Source organism: Thermobaculum sp. T2p (assembly GCF_059335935.1).
Genome location: NZ_JANZYQ010000020.1, coordinates 159,918 through 179,247, shown reverse-complemented (window position 1 = coordinate 179,247; position 19,330 = coordinate 159,918). Strand labels below are relative to the sequence as shown.

18 protein-coding genes are annotated in these 19,330 nt (G+C 46.1%); 13 read left to right on the top strand and 5 right to left on the bottom strand.

The features are described from left to right. Window positions 1-21: 21 nt before the first annotated feature. Window positions 22-2,721 carry a preprotein translocase subunit SecA gene (gene secA, locus N2245_RS10550; protein ID WP_494536692.1) on the bottom strand — a complete coding sequence of 900 codons (2,700 nt, stop codon included), beginning with the start codon at window positions 2,719-2,721 and terminating at the stop codon, window positions 22-24. A gap of 296 nt (window positions 2,722-3,017) precedes the next feature. On the opposite strand from secA, the gene selA reads away from it, so the two are divergent. From selA to N2245_RS10530, 4 genes are all read left to right on the top strand, one after another. After that, window positions 3,018-4,424: an L-seryl-tRNA(Sec) selenium transferase gene (selA, locus tag N2245_RS10545; protein ID WP_494536691.1), complete on the top strand. Its 1,407-nt coding sequence runs from the start codon at window positions 3,018-3,020 to the stop codon at window positions 4,422-4,424. 23 nt (window positions 4,425-4,447) lie between these two features. Then, window positions 4,448-5,410, top strand: a complete 963-nt coding sequence (locus N2245_RS10540; RefSeq protein WP_494536690.1) for an LLM class flavin-dependent oxidoreductase — start codon at window positions 4,448-4,450, stop codon at window positions 5,408-5,410. An 18-nt stretch (window positions 5,411-5,428) separates the two neighbouring features. Further along, entirely contained in the window at window positions 5,429-6,673 is a 1,245-nt protein-coding gene (locus N2245_RS10535) for a Gfo/Idh/MocA family protein (protein ID WP_494536689.1), read from the top strand. A 201-nt stretch (window positions 6,674-6,874) separates the two neighbouring features. After that, entirely contained in the window at window positions 6,875-7,795 is a 921-nt protein-coding gene (locus N2245_RS10530; RefSeq protein ID WP_494536688.1) for a DNA glycosylase, read from the top strand. Window positions 7,796-7,799: 4 nt separating this feature from the next. Here the strand turns inward: N2245_RS10530 and N2245_RS10525 are convergent, their stop codons facing one another. Continuing rightward, the gene (locus N2245_RS10525) at window positions 7,800-8,396 is read right to left on the bottom strand and encodes a 2'-5' RNA ligase family protein (RefSeq protein ID WP_494536687.1); all 597 of its coding nucleotides are present in this window, start codon (window positions 8,394-8,396) and stop codon (window positions 7,800-7,802) included. A 258-nt stretch (window positions 8,397-8,654) separates the two neighbouring features. Between N2245_RS10525 and N2245_RS10520 the strand changes: the two genes are divergently transcribed. From N2245_RS10520 to scpB, 6 genes are read left to right on the top strand one after another with little or no spacing between them, the layout of a single operon-like run. Then, entirely contained in the window at window positions 8,655-9,635 is a 981-nt protein-coding gene (locus tag N2245_RS10520) for an ABC transporter ATP-binding protein (protein WP_494536686.1), read from the top strand. 1 nt (window position 9,636) lies between these two features. Beyond that, window positions 9,637-10,725, top strand: coding sequence for an ABC transporter ATP-binding protein (locus N2245_RS10515; RefSeq protein WP_494536685.1), 1,089 nt, complete (start codon window positions 9,637-9,639; stop codon window positions 10,723-10,725). A gap of 48 nt (window positions 10,726-10,773) precedes the next feature. Then, window positions 10,774-11,415: a site-2 protease family protein gene (locus N2245_RS10510; protein WP_494536684.1), complete on the top strand. Its 642-nt coding sequence runs from the start codon at window positions 10,774-10,776 to the stop codon at window positions 11,413-11,415. 10 nt (window positions 11,416-11,425) lie between these two features. Beyond that, a complete protein-coding gene (locus N2245_RS10505; protein ID WP_494536683.1) occupies window positions 11,426-11,914 on the top strand; it encodes an HD domain-containing protein in 489 nt (162 codons plus the stop codon). Then, on the top strand, window positions 11,914-12,636 hold the full coding sequence (locus N2245_RS10500; protein ID WP_494536682.1) for a segregation and condensation protein A: 723 nt from the start codon (window positions 11,914-11,916) through the stop codon (window positions 12,634-12,636). Before N2245_RS10505 ends, N2245_RS10500 begins: the two co-directional genes overlap by 1 nt. Then, on the top strand, window positions 12,629-13,210 hold the full coding sequence (gene scpB / locus N2245_RS10495; protein WP_494536681.1) for an SMC-Scp complex subunit ScpB: 582 nt from the start codon (window positions 12,629-12,631) through the stop codon (window positions 13,208-13,210). The genes N2245_RS10500 and scpB overlap by 8 nt, the downstream gene beginning before the upstream one ends. Here scpB and menC read toward each other — a convergent pair. The 3 genes from menC to N2245_RS10480 are packed head-to-tail and all read right to left on the bottom strand — an operon-like array spanning window position 13,185 to window position 15,598. Further along, on the bottom strand, window positions 13,185-14,303 hold the full coding sequence (menC, locus tag N2245_RS10490) for an o-succinylbenzoate synthase (RefSeq protein ID WP_494536680.1): 1,119 nt from the start codon (window positions 14,301-14,303) through the stop codon (window positions 13,185-13,187). The genes scpB and menC overlap by 26 nt on opposite strands. Window positions 14,304-14,309: 6 nt before the next feature. Then, window positions 14,310-15,092, bottom strand: a complete 783-nt coding sequence (locus N2245_RS10485) for a hypothetical protein (protein ID WP_494536679.1) — start codon at window positions 15,090-15,092, stop codon at window positions 14,310-14,312. A 32-nt stretch (window positions 15,093-15,124) separates the two neighbouring features. Further along, entirely contained in the window at window positions 15,125-15,598 is a 474-nt protein-coding gene (locus N2245_RS10480) for a hypothetical protein (RefSeq protein WP_494536678.1), read from the bottom strand. A gap of 126 nt (window positions 15,599-15,724) precedes the next feature. Here N2245_RS10480 and folB point away from each other — a divergent pair, with 126 nt between their 5' ends. From folB to N2245_RS10465, 3 genes are all read left to right on the top strand, one after another. Beyond that, a complete protein-coding gene (gene folB / locus N2245_RS10475) occupies window positions 15,725-16,102 on the top strand; it encodes a dihydroneopterin aldolase (protein ID WP_494536677.1) in 378 nt (125 codons plus the stop codon). Between the two features lie 335 nt (window positions 16,103-16,437). Further along, the gene (locus N2245_RS10470; RefSeq protein WP_494536676.1) at window positions 16,438-18,183 is read left to right on the top strand and encodes an alpha-amylase family glycosyl hydrolase; all 1,746 of its coding nucleotides are present in this window, start codon (window positions 16,438-16,440) and stop codon (window positions 18,181-18,183) included. 93 nt (window positions 18,184-18,276) lie between these two features. Then, window positions 18,277-19,275, top strand: a complete 999-nt coding sequence (locus N2245_RS10465) for a LacI family DNA-binding transcriptional regulator (protein WP_494536675.1) — start codon at window positions 18,277-18,279, stop codon at window positions 19,273-19,275. Window positions 19,276-19,330: the final 55 nt, after the last annotated feature.

The following is a 19,330-nucleotide window of genomic DNA, read 5'->3' as shown; positions in this document are numbered from 1 at the left end:
TTAGCTATTTAAGTTTGTCCTTTACTGAGCCCTTGCTGCTGCCTTAGCAGTAGGAGCTCCATGGCACTTCTTGTACTTTTTGCCGCTACCGCAGGGGCAAGGATCATTTCTACCTATCTTCTTGGACTTACTCCTTCTCATTGTGGGCTCTGCATCTTCTTCGCGATTGGTACTCATGGAGCGTACGATGGGTTGAGGCTTCTGAACGATGTTCACCTTGTATATTGAGTTTGCAACTTCATGTTCAACTGTCTGTATGAAGTTCTGGAATAAACTATACGCCTCGGTCTTGTACTCAACGAGAGGATCTCTCTGTCCGAATGCTCTAAGCCCAATCCCCTGGCGTAGCTCCTCCATGCTGGTAAGGTAGTCAACCCAGATCATATCTATAGCTCTCAAGAGGACCATGCGTTCTAGGAATCGCATATTGTCCTCTCCTACTTCCTGCTCTCGTTTCTGATAAGCTTCTTCTGCTAGTTCGTACAGGAAGTCCTCAATCTGCTCTGGGGTAAGGCCCTGGATGGATTCTGGGACTACATCTTCGGGCAACGGGAATATAGAAGCAACCCCCCTAAGCAGTCCTTGTAGGTTCCATTCATCGGGTTCCTGGTCGGAAGTATAGTCCTCTACCAAGCGTTTGATCTCGTTACGGATTATCTCCATCACGCGTTCTCTGGTGTTATCACCTGCCAGTATCCTATCACGCATGGAGTAGACGGTTTCGCGCTGCTTGTTCATGACATCGTCATACTGGACGACGTGTTTACGTATATCGAAGTTGTATCCTTCAGCCTTGGCTTGAGCAGCCTCTATCTGCTTGGTAACCAGGCTGTTCTCTATCGGCATGCTCTCGTCCACGCCGAGGCGATCCATGATCCCAGCAACTCGATTGAGTCCGAAGCGCCTCATTATCTCATCTTCCAGAGAGACATAAAAGCGTGAACTTCCAGGATCGCCCTGGCGCCCGGATCGCCCTCGAAGCTGATTATCTATTCTGCGAGCTTCATGCCTTTCTGTGCCGATTATATGAAGGCCACCCTTGGCAACAACCTCATCATGAGCCTGCTGCCAAAGTGTACGGGCCTCATTCATAATCTCTTCAGGTATATTGTCCTTGGTATTAGGATCAAAACCGTGCTTGGCAAGTACTTCCTTAAGGTATAGATCGAGTGTACCACCTAGTATAATGTCTGTACCTCTACCAGCCATATTAGTAGCAATAGTAACTGCGCCGGGTCGGCCAGCCTGAGCTACTATGGCTGCCTCTTTCTCGTGGTACTTAGCATTTAATACCTGATGGGGAATGCCCTCACGTTTTAGCAGCTGACTTAGGTACTCGCTCTTCTCGATCGAGGTCGTACCAACTAGGACGGGACGACCTATAGAGTACAACTCCTTTATTTCTTTAACTACAGCTTCAAACTTAGCCTTTTCTGTCTTGTAGATCCTATCTGGATGGTCAACCCTTATCATGGGTTTATTGGTAGGGATCTGTACTACTTCCATGTTGTATATCTTGCCGAACTCCTCGGCCTCAGTAGCCGCGGTACCTGTCATGCCAGCGAGCTTCCTATACATACGGAAGTAGTTCTGAATTGTAATGGTTGCGAGAGTTTGACTCTCCCTCTCTACTCTGAGTCCTTCTTTGGCCTCTATTGCCTGGTGGAGCCCTTCAGAATAGCGACGACCGTACATAAGGCGGCCAGTGAATTCGTCTACTATGATTACCTGGCCATCGATGATTGTATAGTCCTTCTCCTTAAGGTAGAGTGCCTTAGCCTTCAAAGCGTTATCGAGATAGTGAGTGGCCTCGAAGTATCTTGGATCATACAGCGATTCGTCTTCAGGAATATTGAGTATGCGCTCGACTCTTGCAATACCCTCATCTGTAAGGGTTACAGTGCGGTGTTTGAGATCGACAGTGTAATCCCTTCCTTCCTGAAGCTGGTTGGCTATACGAGCAAATCTATAATAGACCTCTGTATTCTGCTCTGCCTGGCCACTAATTATCAGAGGTGTTCTAGCCTCGTCGATCAGGATGCTATCCACCTCATCCACTATTGCATAGTTAAGCTCTCTCTGTACTTTTTGAGAGAGGTCTAGCACCATGTTGTCTCGAAGATAATCGAAACCAAATTCGTTATTCGTTCCATATGTGACATCGGCCTCGTAGGCTTCCCTCCGGGGTACAGGTCGAAGCATCTCTAGATCGCCGGAGTAATCGGGGTCAAAGACGTAGGCAGCTTCATGTTGTAGGCAGCCTACAGTCAAACCTAAATAGTGGTATACCTTGCCCATCCACTGAGCATCTCTGCGGGCAAGGTAGTCATTGACTGTTACTACGTGCACCCCGCGGCCTTCGAGTGCATTGAGGTAAGCGGCGAGGGGAGCAACGAAGGTCTTACCCTCTCCAGTCTTCATCTCGGCTACGTTGCCTTGATGGAGCACGATACCACCCATTAACTGGACATCAAAATGCCTTACTCCCAAAGTCCTGCGAGTTGCCTCCCTAACCAGGGCAAAGGCTTCAGGTAGGATGGCGTCCATTGATTCCCCTCGAGCTATTCTTTCCTTGAACTCGAGGGTTTTAGCAACCATCTCATCCCGAGATAGTTGCTGTACTTGTGCCTCTAGGCTGTTTATCTTTTCTACAATTGGCCTGAATCTCTTTGCAGCTCTCTCAGCGGAGGAGCCAGTAAGCTTGCTTAGTAACCCCAGCAATTTCTACCTCTTTGCAAATGATGTAACTAATATTCCTAACCAGTCTACCACTTATGACTACTAGGCTACAATCAAGTCGTAGCATACCACCTTATTTAGACGCTTTGTATTCATACAAGGTTCTCTATACTAGGAAACAGTTATGATACTCGCTAGATTCCAAGATAGGTAATTGTAGTTGGTAAGAACACTCTTAGGAGGAGTATATACTCAGATACTACTAGTGTTTAGTTAGATGCATGGTTGGTTACCTTTGAAGAAGTTGTTAGTTACTTTGCTGCAGTGGAGTAAATAAGGTGAAAGAGATCAGAGAACCAAAAGATCTCCCTTCAGTCGAAGAACTTGTGAAGCATTTGGAGCCCTTACAGCTTCCTAGACCACTGTTGGTGGAAGCTGCAAGGGCGAGTATCCAAGAAATGAGAACTCAAATACTCAAACACCTCCATGCACGAGAAGCTTCACCAACTTTAGATGGAGAGATCTCATTCCTCCGGTTGGTAGAAAGGGCTAAGCAATTTATTGATATTTGGACTAGGTCTTGGCCTGTAAAGGTAATAAATGCCACTGGTGTGTTGTTACATACTAATCTTGGACGTGCTCCTTTATCCAAAGCTGCGATAGAAGCTATGGTGAATGCTGCAAGCTATTGCGATCTTGAGATAGATATAGAAAGTGGCGAACGTGGGCACAGGGATAAACACGTTGCGGACCTGTTAGTAAGGCTGACCGGAGCAGAGGCCGCTACGATAGTCAACAACAACGCAGGAGCACTGTTCCTGACTCTTTCTGCTCTAGCCGCTGGCAGAGAGGTTATAGTCTCCCGTAGTCAATCTGTTGAGATAGGAGGGCGCTTTAGAATTCCTGATGTAATGGCTCAAAGTGGTGCTTTTCTTAAGGAGGTTGGAACTACTAACAGAACTTACGCTTCGGACTACCAGAATGCTATATCAGAGTCCACCGCTGCTCTCTTGGTAGTGCACAGAAGTAACTTTAGATTGATCGGATTCGTGCATGATCCCTCTTTATCTGAAATTGTGGAGATAGGGAAGTTGTACAACCTCCCGGTGATACATGATCTTGGTAGTGGCGCTTTAGTCGATAGCTCAATGTTTGGACTGGAACATGAACCCATGGTCCAAGAGAGCGTCTCTGCTGGAGTAGCTCTAACGCTTTTCAGTGGAGATAAACTCTTAGGAGGTCCACAGGCCGGCATGATTGTGGGGAAAAGGGAGTATGTGACCAAGATCCGTAGCCACCCTCTTTTCAGGGCCTTGCGATGTGATAAAGTAACTCTTGCTGCCATGCATGCCACTTTGATGCACTACCTTCGAGGAGAGGAGCAGCAAGCTGTACCTGTACTGTGGATGTTAGGTCGAAAGCAAGCTGATCTTTACTCTACGGTGCAAGCTTGGAAGAGCAGCCTCTTAGATTGCGGGGATGGCTTTGAGGTAAGGGAATCTGTATCAAAGGTAGGTGGAGGTTCTATCCCAGAGATTCCAATAGCAAGCGTTGCTCTAGTTATCGATCCGTCTAAATGGAAGCTTTCAGCAGACGAACTCGCTTATAAACTGAGGATTGGTGACCCGTCTGTAGTCGGTATAGTTGAAGATGATAAAATCTGGCTTGATGCTCGTACAGTAATGCCTGAGGAAGAGCAACTCCTGGTACAGGCCGTAAGAAGAAGCCTGTTGTTTCGAGATTAGGTAACCTCATATGGAGGGGGAGAGTGAAGATATCTTTGTTGATAGAAGGCCAGCAAGGATTAAACTGGCAATACTGGAAAAAGCTCGTACCAGCGATAGACTCTTTAGGTTTTTATGGTCTGTATCGGTCCGACCACTACGTGGACACAGCTCCCCCTAACAAGGATTCTCTTGAAATGATAACTTCTATTACATGGGCATCACTCCACACATCCCGGTCTATATTAGGACCAATGGTAGCCCCTGTTTCCTTTAGAGATCCTGTAATGTTAGCACGTCAGGCTCTTGCTTTACATGATTTGAGTCGGGGTAGATTTGTGTTAGGTCTTGGATCGGGTTGGCAGGAGCGAGAACATGCGATGTTTGGGTATGACTTAGGTACGATCAAGCAGCGCATGGACCGACTGGAAGAATCACTGCAGGTGGTGCGATTGCTGCTTGACAATCCAAATGATAGAGTTAGCTACACTGGCCATTACTACCATCTCGATAATGCCCTATTACTACCTAGAGGCTATATGGGAGGTAGGCCAAAGCTTCTAGTAGGTGGGTCAGGTCGAAGCAGAGTGCTTCCTCTGGTTGCGAAGTATGCTGACATATGGAACTCGCTTAGGGTATCTCCTGAGCAGTTTCGTGATCTCTCTGCTTATCTCAATGAGTTGTGTGGTAGTGCTGGGCGTGATCCTGGTGAGATACATAGGTCATTATTTACCTCGGTGTTCCTTGCCCGGGAGAGTGGACATGTAGACGAAGTGTTGCGTGAGGCAGCCAGCTATTATAGAGTAAACACCAACAACCTCTCAGAGATCGCTGAGTATCTTGGCAATCGCAACGCTATCTGGGGAACGCCAGATATGGTGATTGATCAGATGCGAATGTATCGAGATGCTGGTGTGCAGGAGCTAGTGCTTCGTTGGATAGCTTGGGACGATCTTGAGAGACTCGAAGCATTAGCTGATTTAGCCCAACAAATGGACATTAAATAATGTGCTGGAGGAGAAGATATGCAGGATAACGTACTCACTGATTGCCTTCGCGTTGGAGTTGTGGGCAGCGGATTTGTTGCTAGGTTTCACCTTAATGCGTTCGAGTTTGTGCGCAATGTACGCATCGCCGGTGTCTATAGCCCGAATCCCGCTCATAGGGAGGATTATGCGCAGCTAGCTAATCAGAAAGGTCTAGGTCCATGCAAAGCTTATGAGTCTTTAGAGTCTATGGTGCAGTCTGATGAGATAGACGCTATATGGCTGCTTTCTCCTAACTTCACCCGACTGGATCATATGAGGACGATCCACAGATTGGTGAAAGATGGTAAAGCCTCCTTGATGGGAGTAGCCTGCGAAAAACCTCTTGCTCGTACGCTGGCAGAGGGCAGAGAAATGTTGGCTATGGTTCAAGATGCGAATCTAAATCATGGTTACCTAGAAAATCAACTCTTCTCCACCCCAGTACAGCGAGGGAGGGACATTATTTGGCGGCGGGCAGTTCCTAATACTGGTAGACCTTATCTGGCGAGAGCTGCGGAAGAGCATAGTGGCCCACATATGCCTTGGTTCTGGAGACCTGATCTTCAGGGTGGAGGAGTGCTGCTGGATATGATGTGTCATAGTGTTGAGGTTGCTAGGTTCTTGCTGACAGAGCCTGGAAAACCTCGTAATTCTCTCAAATTGATGAGCGCTACTGGTACGGTGGCCAACCTGAAGTGGACTCGTCCAGAATACATTCAGAAGCTTATACAAAACATGGGCCCGGAGGTCGACTATTCAAAAAGGCCGGCTGAGGACTTTGCTAGGGGTATATTACACTTTCAAGATGAATCTGGTAATGACCTTATAGTTGAGGCCACTACTTCCTGGGCTTATGTCGGTCCAGGATTGCGACTAACTTTGGAATTGCTAGGACCAGAGTACTCTATGGAGATAAACAGCCTGAACACCTCATTGAAAGTATTCCTATCCAGGGAGGTACGAGGCGAGGCTGGGGAAGATCTAGTAGAGAAACAGAATGCTGAACAAGGACTCATGCCAGTAGTAGAAGACGAGGCTGCGGTCTATGGTTATACGTTGGAAGATCGGCATATGGTTGAATCTTTCAGGCGAGGTATAAGACCTCTGGAAACTTTTGAGGATGGTGTGGCTGTGCTTGAGATGCTTATGGGACTTTACTTGTCTGCTGAGACTAAGAGCACGGTGGAATTCCCGGACGCGCGTTTAGAGAATTTCGTTCCCGGCGTAGCCAGAGTAGGCTAGAGTTATCTGTAACGCCTGGGTATTCTAAGGTTGAACCTAAATGCAAATGGAATAAGGCTGGGATGCCTCTATGTCAGTATCCCGGCCTATTATTATCTCTTTTGTACATATGCCTCTAATATATAAGAAGGAACAGGAAAATAAGATTACATGGAATTTTTGCTGTTTTGGGATTAAATCCAAATTGCTAGAGGTGCTTTAGTGACTACTCTGAGCTGGAAAGATATACCACATAGCAGTTTCGAATTTGAACCTGAGTTGCTCAATCTTAGGTGGTGCTTTCTATCTGGTCAGGCATTCAGATGGAAGGAAGATCCTAATGGTTGGTGGATAGGTATAGTTAAAGATTCCGTTCTGCGAATTCGTATGGATGGTTCTACTGTTACCTGGGCAGCGTACCCTAAACTTCCCTGGAAAAATTTCTGGGAGACTTATCTCAGATTAGATTTCGACTTGGCTGCACTCTATCGAGACTATGAAGGATTCGACCAGTTCGTAGCCTACTCCTTTAGTAGATGGAGAGGGCTACGTGTTCTGTCACAAGACCCATTGGAAACTATTACTTGCTTCTTGTGCACGACAGCCAACTCCATACCTCGAATTACTAGGGCTATTAGTTGCATGAGTAATCTATATGGAAACTACATAGCTACTATAGATGGTATTGATTACCATGCACTACCCGCCCCCAAAGTATTGGTAGATGATGTCGTGCCAGTGCTTGATAAAAGATGTGGACTTGGGTTCAGAGCTAATAACCTGGTGAGAGCTATGCAGGACCTGAGATCTAAGCCTATGGATTGGCCCCAGTCCCTTATTGATATGTCATATCCTCAAGCAAGGGCTGAATTGATGACGATCAGGGGCATTGGTAGGAAGGTGGCTGATTGTGTAGCTTTGTTCGCTCTTCGAAAAGATGAGGCTGTACCGGTTGATACTCATGTCTGGCAGATAGCTCTGGAGCTTTACCTAAAGGAAATAAAGACCAAATCACTTACTACTAAGGTATATGAAACTATAGCTGAGCACTTTAGATCGCTCTTCGGGTATAGAGCTGGATGGGTGCAGCAATACCTTTTCTTCTCCCACCTAAATAGACATAGATATGACTCTACACTCTAGGAATCTATTCATCGAGGTGCTTGAATGAGCGCGTCGTGGTCCACAGTATGGAGCCGTCTTCTGCCTGCTGTGAGCGTACAAGTAATATCTCGTTAGATTCCCACTGCTCATTAGGATCGTAATCCTCAAACTCCTTCATCAGGCACTCAAGTTGCTCCTCAGACATCCCTTCAGCTATTGTGATATGTGGTATCCAATTGTCCATCTGGTGCTCGTCAGCGTATGGCAAAACCTCATTTACCCCATCAAGCGCCTCTACCACAGCCTTGTGTAGTTCAAGTAACTCTGGAGTTCTCTCTACGTGGACGTATAGCACGTTCTTCCCTGTTCCCTTGAACGTGCCAAGCCCTTTGGCGATCACCTTAACTGGTAGCTTTTCACGTGCTACCTGTTCCAGGGGATCAATCAGCGATCGCGCATCCTGGCAGGTGAAAGGTACCCTCAGGGTTATATGAGGAAATATCACCTTGTTAGCATTAGGGCAGTACCTCTGCCTTCTACCGGCTATCTCCTCTGCGAATTTCTCAGGAAGCCCAAGGACAACACCATACAATGGTGATGACTGGGGTGTCTCCTGTCGATACTCCTCAACAGATAGCATATATTCCTCGTTCGGGTCTCCAAAAGTGCCTTCAAGTATACTCATTCCTGATAATATAACATAACTTTTATCTGAAAGTTATTCCAATAAGAACTATACTTATGGGGTTGTTCTTCGTGTTTGTTGTACATTGCTTGTAAGTTGTACAATGGATCATGGTTACTAATAGTAAGCATTACTTGTAGTTGACTTATGGACTTTAGTGTGATATACACTTTTGCGTTATTGACTTGATCTTTACAGAAATGTGGAGGACTGATGCCCCTTTTAGAAGTAGAGGATCTACGTACATATTTTTATACACCTGATGGTGTAGTCAAAGCCGTTGACGGAGTTAGCCTGTATCTCAATGAAGGTGAAACTCTTGGGATAGTAGGTGAGAGCGGTAGCGGTAAAAGCGTTATGGCGCTTACAATTATGGGTCTTATTCCGCAACCTCCCGGAAAGATAGTTAGTGGCAAGGTTATTTTTGACGGCAGGGATCTTACTAAGCTTGATGAATCCGAACTGCGAAAGATCCGGGGTAAAGAGATAGGGATGATATTTCAAGATCCCATGACATCTCTAAACCCGGTACTTACTATAGGCAAACAGCTGACCGAGACTTTGGAAGAGCACCTTGATATGCCCACGGGCAAAGCTAGGGAGAGGGCTGTAGAGCTCCTAAGGCTTGTGGGCATTCCTAATCCTAAGGAAAGGCTTGGTCAGTACCCACACCAATTCTCTGGCGGCCAACGCCAAAGGATTATGATTGCTATGGCCTTGGCATGTAATCCTAAGCTTTTGATAGCGGATGAGCCTACTACTGCCTTGGATGTTACCATACAGGCTCAGATACTCGAGCTTATAAAGGACCTACAACAAGAATTTGGAATGGCAGTTATGATTATCACTCACGCGATGGGTGTTGTTGCCGGCATGGCAGATCGTGTCAATGTTATGTATGCTGGGCACGTCTATGAGAGCGCCTATACCGATGATCTTTTTGAGAATCCGCGTAATCCTTATACCTTAGGCTTGCTAAGATCAATTCCAAGGCTTGATGAGGAACGTAAGACCAGGCTAGATCCTATTAGAGGCACCCCTCCCGACTTGATCAATCTTGGCCCTGGCTGTCCGTTCCAGCCGAGATGTGATTTTGCAATAGATATCTGTTCTCAGAAGTTTCCTCCATATAGAGAGGTCGGGAGTGACCATTATACCTTGTGCTGGGTTGATGTAAAGCGTGAAGGAGCATAGCATGGCAAATGAGAGGGTAAATCAATCAAATAGGTCTACTGACCGCGATGCATCCAAGGATGTATTGCTTCAGGTGAGAAACCTTGTAATGCATTTCCCCATCACTAAAGGAGTTCTGTTCCAGAAAAAGATAGGAGCTGTACAGGCAGTTGATAATATCAGCTTTGATATTTACCGAGGTGAGACTTTAGGTTTAGTTGGAGAATCTGGCTGTGGTAAGAGCACCGCTGGCAGGGCCATATTGCAGCTCTATAAGCCAACTTCGGGCCAAGTCATATTCGAGGGGAAGGATCTTACTAAGCTCCCACCTGAGGAAATGCGGCGCATGCGGCGTCACCTACAGATTATATTCCAGGACCCGTATGCCTCTCTTAATCCTAGAATGACGGTCGAAAATATCATTGGAGAACCTCTCTTAGTGCATGGTGTTGTCAAAGATAAGAAGGAGCTGCGAGAGCAAGTACAAGAATTGCTGCAGCTAGTGGGACTCAATCCCTACTTCGCTAATCGTTATCCTCACGAGTTCTCTGGTGGCCAACGCCAGAGGATAGGTATTGCTAGGGCCCTTGCACTTCGGCCTAGTTTCATAGTTGCGGATGAGCCAGTATCCGCCCTGGATGTCTCTATTCAGGCACAGATCGTGAACCTTATGGAGGACTTGCAAGATAAGTTCAAATTAACATATCTTTTTATCGCTCACGACCTAAGCGTTGTACGCCATATATCTGACAGAGTTGCTGTCATGTATCTGGGTAAAATCGTCGAGATAGCGGACAGGGACAGCCTTTATAAAGACCCTCTTCATCCCTATACCAAGGCACTATTGTCAGCAGTGCCCATCCCAGATCCAAAAGTTGAGAAGAAAAGAGAACGCATAATTCTTACGGGAGACGTTCCGAGTCCTATCAATCCACCTTCAGGATGTAGATTCCATACGCGATGTCCATTTGTTATGGATATATGTCGTGAGAAAGAGCCACCTCTTACAGATCAAGGTGGGGGGCACTCTGTAGCTTGTTGGCTATACCCACTTAAGGAAGAACCTCAACAAAAACAGCCCAATGCTGTTACCTCCCAATCTAGCTCCTAAAATCCTATCGTGTACAATACTTATAGGTTTGTGTGATAAGAGTATAAAATGCCTTTCGAGATAGGCGATATCAGAATATTACTTATAAGGCTGGCGATAATGGTTGTCGCGATTTCTATCCATGAATTCGCGCACGCTATTACTGCCGACGCTTTGGGAGACTCTACTGCCCGCAGGTATGGCAGAGTTACCCTTAACCCTGTTTCGCACTTTGATCCTCTGGGCTTTCTAATGCTGATATTTCTAGTCGTCTTTGGTTTTGGATTTGCCTGGGGACGACCGGTTCCAGTGAACCCTTATGCCTTGAGGGGAGGCAGACGGGGAATGGCGTTGGTAGCTTTTGCTGGTCCACTCTCTAATCTAGTCCAGGCTGCGGTGGCAGTAGCCATATGGCGTGCTATGGGGACGCCGCATCCGGGAGATAGCATGCTACCTATGATCCTGTGGACTTTCGCCTATCTCAATGTTTTACTAGCAGCGTTCAATATGCTACCAGTACCCCCGCTGGATGGTTTCAATGTTCTCATGGGTCTAGTTAGCGATTTCTGGGTACAGCGACTCGAGCCATTGAGGCAGTACGGCCCAGTACTATTGCTGCTCCTGATCTTCTTAGGAGGGAGATTTATATTCGACTATACCGTTATCCCTATGTTCGAGCTATTTGCTTGGCTGGTTGGACTTAGGGCTTAGATCTACACTGATGTTGTACAGGGTAAGGCAGTTCATTCAAGCACTGTTAGCTGGTGCAAAGCAAATAGACTACTATTGGGTGTCAGAAGCACTGCCTCCAAATCTTTATAAGCTATATCTTGAGATGCCTCGCTATGAACAGGTACATAGCTACAGAGTTGCGCAGGATATAGCAAGATCATCCGATGATCCGTACCTTCTGCAGGCAGCGTTGCTACATGATGTAGGTAAAGTGTATGGCAAGCATCGTATGTCTATGTTAGGCAGATGCTTGGCTGTTATTTTGGATAAATTTTCTCCTCGTCTATTGAGGTACTTGGCAAGGGAGCAGTACCCTTTCTGGTCATTTTATCTTTATATTCACCACCCTGAGATAGGAGCTGATAAAATTTTGCGTGCGGGTGGAGATCAACAAGTAGCTTATATTATTAGGAATCATCATACACTAACTCATGATACGACAATAAGCCTTCTGCATAAGGTGGATTCATCTCGCTGATGCTGTCGCAAATAGATTATCACGTAAATTTGGTAACCTTCTCCGGGCCACTCGATCTGCTCTTACAGCTTGTCGAGCGAAATCGTTTGCCAGTGACTGAACTCTCCCTAGCTCAGGTTACAGATGATTATCTTGAGAGGGTATCACACCTAGAGGTGGCGCCGGAGGAAATGTCCAAGTTCTTGCTCATAGCATCCAGGTTGCTTCTAATAAAAAGTCGTGCATTGCTTGATATACCCACTAAGGCGGAAGAAGATGGGCAGGAAGATCTTTTGAGCCAGCTAGCGCTCTACCAGAGCATTAAACGAGCTTCTTTGGCACTAGAAGGTAATTTTGGCAGAATAACTTATCCGCAGATGGTCTCCCCAAGGATAGATTTGCCTTCGCCGCCCATATTACAACGTCTATCTTCCTCCTTGCTATTACATGCTGTTGACAGGCTTGTTCTAAGAATCACTTCGCGCCCCATATCAGGCCCAACCGTTGCCAGATTCAGGTGGCGTCTGAGAGATGCTCTTTCTAAGCTCGAGCAGCTCTTAAGGAGAAACCATACTATATCGTTCAGCCAAGTCGTTGCTACGGTTCCAAGAGATAGGCAGTTTGTAGTAGTTGCCTTCTTGGCCATACTTGATGCAGCAAGAAGAGGGCTTGTTATATTGTCTCAGGAGAAACCTTTTGGCACTATCCAGATCAGCAGGAATGGCGAGAACTCTGATGAATAGAGTACACCAACAGCAAGAAGAGGCTTATGGGCATGATGTTCAGCTCTTACTTGAGGCAATGCTATTTGCTGCCGGTCGTCCTGTTATGGTTTCTGAGCTTGCTAGCGTGCTAGATATATCACAAAGCGAAGTTACTTCCCATCTTCTCTCTCTAAGGAAGGTTCTGCGTAGTAGGGGTATAAGGCTGCAGAACAATGGAGAGGAGTGGAGGCTGGTTGCGGCTCCCGAAGCTTCTACTGTAATACAACGTCTGCTTGGTCTAGGTATGCCTCCTAAGCTTAGCTCTGCTGCAATGGAGACTTTGGCAATTATTGCCTATAAACAACCTATCACTAGGGGACAAATAGACCTTATTAGAGGTGTAGACTCTTCTGGGGTCATCAACAGCTTGCTTACTAGGGGGCTTATAGAGGAGGTTGGCCGGGCCGAAACGCCAGGTAGACCTATTTTGTATGGCACGACGGAGATGTTTCTTGAATTATTTGGATTGGAAAGCTTAGATCAGCTCCCCAAACTAGAGGATGCAAAGCATTCTATCGATAAGCTGGTCAATCGGGAAGACGTTGTACTTTGATCGTAGATTCTTTAATATAGTCTTTGTCTATTTCTACTCCTGTTCCAGGTCCCTCTGGAAGCAGTAATGTGCCGGTATCACTAATTTCGAAGTTAGGATATGCTACATCTCTTTCAAAGTAGTTAGTACTCGCTGACATATCTGAAGGTAGAGTTATACCAGGTAATGTGCAGAGTGCCAAGCTAGTAGCCCTGCCGATGTTTGTCTCAAACATCCCCCCCACCCAGAGCGGGAAACCCAAAGAGTAACATAATCTGTGTATTTCAAGGCTTTCCTTTAGCCCCCCTACTCTGCCGGGCTTGAGGTTAATTGCGTCGCAGATGTGGAGCTCTATCAAGGATCTTGCACTCTCAAAGTCAACTACGCTTTCATCCAAGCAGATAGGAGTTGCCAGAGATTCTGCGAGCTCTCTATGGTCCACAAGGTCTGTGGGGGCAAAGGGTTGCTCGATCATCTCTAGTCCGAATTCATCCAAATGCTTTAGGGTATCAATTTGATCTGCAGTGTAGGCACCATTAGCATCTACTGAGAGCGGTAATCTGGGAAATTCGTCTCTTACTCTGCGTACATAGTCTAAGTCTTTCCCAGGTTCTATCTTGATCTTGAACCACTTATATCCTTCCTGTAGCCTTTTATTTATTTCATCACAAAGCTCTCCAGCGGTCTTATATAAGCCTAGGCTTATTCCTGCTCGGACTTCCCTAGTATTTCCACCAATGTAGCTATAAAGAGGGATCGAGTTAGTTCTGCACCAAGCATCCCAGATCGCCGACTCTAGGGCATGTTTTGCCATCTGGTTGCCTCTTACTCTTGGAAAAAGCATTTCTTCTTTGGGATCTGAAATGACTTTTCCTATAAGGTCAGGAGCAAGTATATCGACTAATGTTGCCCAGGCGGAGCTGACAGTCTCGGGCCAGTAGTAAGGATGTTCCATGGCCACACACTCTCCCCAGCCTTCTATGTCTCCAGCACGTACCATTACTAGAATTCTGTTGCTGTTTGCACGTTGACCATAACTAGCCCGAAAGCTCCCCTTAACCTGGAGCCTTACTAATCTTATTTCTACGCTGTCGATTCTGATCTTCTCTGGCACTCTCTGCTAGCTACTGACGTTCTGAAGTTCTATCTCTCTACCTCTGACCTCTACCAACTTAAGCTGTGCATTTCTGCTGGAAGTAAGCTTAGAAACTATATCTTCTGGTGATGCCGGAGTACGTACCGTAAAATGAGCTACTCCACCAGCAACTTGCCGGTTCTGGACCTCTATTATATCTGGCAAATCTTCAACTGCCTTCCTAGCCTTCAGCATCGCAGATACAGTGCTTATGCCGTTGATTTTGATCTTCATCACATCTTCATCTTCGTCTTGCGGCTCTTGGGACGACTCTGCTGCCTGTCCCAAGTGCATAGTTACCTTGGAGACTCTTTCTTCTTGAGACTCCATATCAGGCTCAGTGCTAAGCCTGAGAACATGTTCATGCCCAGGTTCCCCTGCACTTACTACTGAAATATCCTCTAATGTGTTCATCAAATTTTGTACCCTGTCGAGCTGCCGACGCGCAGCGTAAGCTTCTTGAACTTGTGATTCAAGATCTTTTTTATAATCCTCAAGTAGAGATCCTATCTTTTCTCTTAGCTTTCTCAAGTTATCTTCTAGCAGTGCGTTCTTGGCACTAAGTTGTTGGAGCCTTTCTCTTAGTTCCTGTTTTTCTGCCTCGTGCCTTTTGTTGAGTTCTTCGATCTCTCTTAGGGCTGTGTTCTTGAGAGATTCGATATGTGATTTCAAGGAATTTACTGATCGAGAAAACTCTTCCTCAATGCCAGCTGAGGTATTATTCGCCATGGAGAAGTCCTCATTTTTACCATTCATGTAGTTGGACACCTTAAGCCTCCTAGTTATCAGATCAGCTCTAATCAAGTACCCTGAGGTTTGCCTAGAATTATCCTCTCCCATCTACGCAGATATTCTGCCAATTTGTTAATTCTTTGTGATGTTGATGGAATGTTACTCTTGTTCAGCATCGATCTCTGTACGAATTTAGAGATCTCTTCTGCTAGAGTCACCATATCTGTTTCTGTTTGTGGTTTGCCACAGGTATAGAATTGCGATATACCGTTCTCTTGTCGAATAGCTATCGGTTCGTTTGGTATGAGCACTATTGTTATGACTCTTGGTAGTTTCACGGCTGTTGAGAATACGTCAGCGCTTCCCCCCAGAATTTCATCATCTATAACGACTGCACTATATTGGTTCTTGGAGAGGAGCTCTGATGCTTCCGAGGAATCCATAGCTAGGTCACAGGATATATCCTTAGCGTGTAACCTGAAGGAAAGTATGATCGCTAGCTGTTCCGTGCTGCTAGCTATCATTATTCTAGGTTTCGTCATATAATAGCCTCCACTACTTTCCGTAAGCACCAATATACAGATGTTGGTGTTGGGTTACATATTATTTGGCCCGGCTTGTTTACTAAATCTTGATCTGATGACCTTAGCTGATTTACACTCAGACACATGTCGCAAGATAAGATCATACTTTCAGGACTGCGCTTCTATGGCTATCATGGTGTGCATCCGGAAGAACGCACACTGGGACAGATCTTTGTTTTAGATCTGGAGATGGGACTCGATCTCTCTCCTGCTGCTAGGACGGACGATCCTTCGCAAACCGTCAACTACAGTGAAGTCTATAAGGAATTAAGAGATGTAGTTCAGGGCAATAGCTACAAGCTGATCGAAACGCTGGCTCAAAAAGTAGCAGAGGTTGTGCTACGCAGAGATAAAGTTTTATGGGTTAGGGTAACCGTCAAGAAGCCGGCAGCTCCCATACACGGCGCTAACTTCGATTTCGTTGCAGTCCAAGTGTACAGGGAAAAGTCCCCGGCTAGCTGATCACTAGGAGAATGCCAATGCCATCAAGACGCCTTTTTATAAAAACGTTTGCGCTAGCAGGTTTAGGTTCTTTTGGGTCCTTGATACTAGGATGTTCGATAGGCAGTCATAGGCAAACACATCAATCTACACCTGTCTCTTCAACTCCCACCAAAGCGCCACGAGTTCCTAATCGATCACCAATCGCTAGTCCAACAACAGCATCGAAGCCTGTTATCGATGTATTGACGCCAGATTTTGAGGCATGGAGCTTCCAGGCAGATATATGGGTACAGTGTAAAGATTGTCCTAGTGGGTCAAATGTATTTATCTCTACGCCATTGGGAAAACGCATCTTGCAGTTGAAGGCGGATAAACCAACTCATTTGTCCATCCGACTGCAACCAGGTACTAACATCATCACTGCTGGATACGTCTCTGCTGATGGTAAGGCTGTCAGTACTGATAGATTAAGGATCGATTTGAAGATACCAGCCTTACCTTTGCCGCACATCTTGGCCAAAGTCAATGGTAAAGATCTAATACTTAGTGTTGATTCTTATCAGTCATCCGGGTCAGATCTGATTTATAGCTGGGATCTTACTCAAATCTCGAAGCATTTTATTATTACCAGCTCTGATGATAAATCTCAGATCAGGCTATCGCCCCAAGGAATTATAAGTGGGCAATTCGAGGCTGACCTACAAGTTAAGGCTGGTCAATACATTTCTGAGAGAGCAAGCTTCCAATTCACGTATGAAAAAGGAGAGCCTCAGGTGCAGGACATTATGCATGATCATCCTGATTGGGTAGATTCGGCTGTAGTATATGGGGTTGTGCCTTTTCTGTTTGGGGATCCTCCTTTCAAATCCGTAACTCAGCGTCTTCCTTATCTGCGCGATCTCGGAGTTAACGCTATTTGGCTTTCCCCCATAAACGCTACTTTGCCTGGGGATTTTGGTTACGCCGTCGTGGATTATTTCAAGCTACGAGAAGACTACGGGACTGAGGAGGATTTCCGAGAGCTCGTAAGGACTGCACATTCCTTGGGTATAAAAGTACTTATGGATTTTGTTCCTAACCATACATCATCTCAGCATCCGTATTTTCTAGATACTCAAAAGCATGGTAAGTTCTCTCACTATTACGATTTCTACATGTACGACGCTAGTGGAAACTATCAGTACTACTTCGACTGGGCCCATCTACCTAACTTGAACTATGATAACCCCGAGGTTCGAGCCTGGATGATGCGTGCTTTCACCTACTGGGTAAGGGAATACGATGTCGATGGCTTTAGGGTAGATGTGGCATGGGGCATTAGGGAACGCAGGCCTGATTTCTGGCCTCAGTTGAGGGAAGAACTCAAGAGCGTCAAGCCTGATCTCTTTCTTCTGGCAGAAGCTAGTGCCCGTGACCCTTACTACTTCACTCATGGCTTCGATGCAGCCTATGACTGGACTGAGGAGCTAGGACATTGGGCTTGGGAGCGAGTCTTTAATCTCGAGAGTATGGTAGTCTGGAGGCTTCGTGATGCACTCACTAACTTCGGCCAAGGTTACCATGAGGATGCCCTGATATTTCGCTTTATCAACAATAATGACACTGGAGAAAGATTTATCTCCAAGTATGGACTGCCTTATACCAAACTTGCGGCAACGTTGCTGCTAACTCTGCCTGGAGTACCTTGTATCTATACCGGTGATGAAGTTGGCGCAGAGTATGAACCTTATTCTGCGGAAAGCCCAATAAATTGGGAGGATAGACATGGCCTGAAAAGCTTCTATCAAAAGCTTATAGCCTTGAGGAGAAATGAGCCTGCCATTCACAGTAGAAAGTGGATGCTTCTAGATACAAACCCTCAATCCAAAGTATTGGCCTATAGCCGCTTTAGCGATTCTCAAGATAGATGGTTTCTTGTAGCTCTCAACTTCTCATCTGATGATCTTGATTGCAAGATAGGTCTGCCGAAGGACAATATGAATCTGAGGACAGGTTCGACCCCAAGGCTAATAGTTGGGCATCCTGGTAAGATAGAGGTAGAGAGTTCATATATCAACTTGTCTCTAGCTGCCTACGAGGCCAAGATCTTGGTCTTTTAGTTCTAGCTTGTAACCCCCAAAGATGGTATTGCATTTAGCGATGAAAAGGTTTATATTCAATACAAACGATTGCGCAAACGATTGCGAGGGCTTATGGCTACCATCAAAGACGTTGCTAACATGGCAGGTGTATCGGTGTCCACGGTTTCTCACGTCATTAATGGCACTCGCCCTGTTGATCCTGCTACTGAAGAGAAAGTAAGGGAAGCTATAAAGATCCTTAATTACCGTCCTAATCTGATTGCTAGAGGGCTGAGAAGACGTGTTACGCATACTATAGGGCTGCTTGTCCCAGATAACTCCAACCCATTCTTTGCTGAGATGGCCCGTGCAATAGAAGATGCTGGCTTTCGGTCCGGTTATAGCGTCATACTATGCAACTCTGACCTCTCAGATGCTAAGCAGTCTAATTATATAGATGTGCTGCTTGCCAAGCAGGTAGATGGTATACTCTTCATCTCCTCAGGTAATCGCCCTGAACCGGTGAGACGAGTACTATCGGCCGGGGTTCCATTGGTGGTCGTTGACAGGGATCTCGGAACTCTGCCTGTAGACCAGGTGATGGTGGACAATGAACAGGGAGGATACATCGCTGGGAAGTACTTAGTCGATCTGGGTCACAGGCATATAGCATGTATCGCAGGGCCATCAGATGTTACTCCAAGTGCTATGAGGATTGCTGGTTTTCGACGGGCATTGACGGAAGCGGGTATAGAGCTACCTGATGATAGAGTTGTGCGTGGCGATGGCCGTTTTGAGGGTGGGGAGAGGGCTATGAATGAACTCCTTGAAAAAGATATCGACATGACAGCGGTGTTTGCCTACAACGACCTTATGGCCATAGGAGCTATAGGGGCTATTCGCAGAAGGGGACTCAAGGTACCTGATGATATCTCCATCATAGGATTTGATGATATCCCTATAGCTCAAGCCATGGTGCCAGCTATTACAACTATAGCCCAGCCCATTGAAGATCTTGCTAGTACAGCTGTAGGACTACTCTTAGAGAGGATTAAAGACAAAGGCAAGCAGATAACTCGTGTGGTCTTGCCGACCTCTCTAGTAGTAAGGGAAAGCTGCAGGTCGGTCTAATTTGCGTGGGAGGAGGTGAAAGCTATCAGTTCTAAGTGTGGTTAGCTTGAGAAGT